The organism is Streptomyces sp. MnatMP-M17, from assembly GCF_900091995.1.
GTDB lineage: Bacteria > Actinomycetota > Actinomycetes > Streptomycetales > Streptomycetaceae > Streptomyces.
The window spans coordinates 1-2057 of sequence record NZ_FMDK01001055.1; the positions used below are offsets into that span (position 1 = coordinate 1).

1 protein-coding gene and 1 pseudogene are annotated in these 2057 nt (G+C 74.3%); both read right to left on the minus strand.

All coding sequences use genetic code 11. The annotated features are described in order from the left end of the window. A pseudogene (locus GA0115259_RS35780) lies at positions 1–570 on the minus strand (hypothetical protein); the annotation flags it as partial. Then, the coding region (locus GA0115259_RS35785) for a vWA domain-containing protein (RefSeq protein WP_141716835.1) at positions 567–2057 on the minus strand (1491 nt) is incomplete at its 5' end. The gene GA0115259_RS35785 and the pseudogene GA0115259_RS35780, both read right to left, overlap by 4 nt.

Here is a 2057-nt window from a genome sequence, read left to right on the forward strand (position 1 = left end):
GGCCGGCCGGTGCAGCCCGGCCAGCCGCGCCGAGTGCGCGGCGTGCAGCAGCTCGGCGCGGTGCACTGCACCGGAACCGGCGATACCCGCGACAAGAACGGCCGTCACGGCATCACGCAGGGCGTCGAGCGCGGTGGACTGGGCGGGAGTGAGGGCGACTTCGCCGACGACCAAAGGCACACCGGCTTCGGTCCCGTCCCTGGATTCTCCCTCCCGTTCGTCCCGCCTCTCGCTCTCTTCCGCCGCCGCCTCCACCTCCTCCGCCGCTTCCTCCACTGCCAGAGGCGCGCTCGACAGCACGGCCGCGCGGTGCAGACAGGCCGGGGCCAGCAGACAACTGCACACGGCGTGATCGTCGGCGGCCACGATCCCGGCCGTGACCCTCAGAGTCACCGCCGTGTCGTCCGCGACCCGTACCAGCACACCGTCCGGATGCGGCTCCACCGGCCATCCGGCGGCCTTCGCCACCGCTCCGTCGACGCGTTTGCGCAGCCGCGCGGGCAGCAGATCGAGCGCGGCGGCGGCCACCGCGGCGGTCACCGGCGGCAGTACCGCCATGGCATCGGTCATCGGTGCGCACCTCCTACGCGTTCGCCGACCCAGCGGGCCAGCTCCAAGGGACTCAGCGCCGCGACCGGCATCCCGGCGGCCACCAACTGGCCCGCCACGCCCGCCGAATAGCGCGGCCGTCCCTCGTCGTCCAGCGAGGCACAGCCCAGGACATGGCAGCCCGCGTCGACCAGCGCCCGTACCTCCGAGAGCAGGGGCGAGACCGGGCCGCCCTCCTCGAAGTCGCTGATCAGCACGACCAGCGTGCGGGACGGTACGGTCACCAGCTCACGGGCGTGGCGCAGCCCGCGCGCGATATTCGTACCGCCGCCGACCCGGACCTCCAGCAGCAGGCTCAGCGGATCGTCCACCTGGTCGGTGAGGTCCAGTACCTCGGTGGAGAACGCCACGAAGTGCGTGCTCACCGCCGGGACACCGGCCAGCACGGAGGCGGTGAGCGCGGCCCAGATCGTCGAGGCCTCCATCGAGCCCGACACATCCACGACCAGGACCAGCCGCCAGTCGGCCGCCTTGCGGGCGCGTGTACGGAAGACCGGCCGCTCGGGAAGGACCGTCACCGCTCCCGTGTCCGGATCCCGTCGGGCTGTCGCCAGATTGGCGCGCAGCGTACGGGCGAGATCCAGCGGACCGCCGGGACGGCGGGTGGGACGCGGATGGGAGAGCCCGGTGAGCGCGGGCCGCATCCGGTTGGCGAGCGCCTCGGTCAACTCGGCGACCAGTCGTGCCACCAGTGGCCGCAGCCGGGCGAGCTGCTGCTCGGGAAGACCGCCGGCGTACGACAGGACCGTACGCAGCAGCTCCACGGACGGCCGTGCCGAGGCCGGATCCAGCTCCAGGACCGCGTCGAGCCGGCCCGCGTCGGCGGCAGCCGCGAGGACCTCCTCGCGCACACCGGGCCCGAACAGCGCGGACAGCTCCTCCGACCAGGCCCGGACATCGGGATACGACGGCCCGTCCCCGCCCTGGGACCCGCCTCCGTCCCGCTCCTCGCCCTGCGAGCCCTCGCCGCGTCCGTATCCGTACAGCTCGTCCAGCGCCCCGGCCAGCCGGGCCGCCTGTCCGCTCAGCCCACGCCCTCGCCCGAGCAGCAGCCGCCACCGCTCGCCGGGACTGAGCGCCAGATCCGCCGGACGCGCGACGCCTTCGGCAGGGATCCCGGCTGTGGTGGCGCTGCCTGTGCCGCCGTCGGTCGCCGAAGCCGGAGCAGGCGCCGGTGCTGGCCCCGTGTCCCGCGCCGGAGTCAGTCCCCGTACCGCCAGGGCCTCCCGACCTGCCAGGTCCGCCGAGGCCAGCAGGGCCAGGGCCACCGGGTCCGACAGGGCGGCGGGCAGCGCGCCCGTGGCGAGGCCCGTGCGGTCCTCGACGGTGGCGAGCAGACGGGATCTGGCGGCGGGCGACAGGGTGTCGAAGCCCGCGCGCAGAGCGGGCAGCCGATCCAGGAAAGCGCGGTCCGGGAGAGCCTCGACACGCTCCAGCAGCGGATCCAG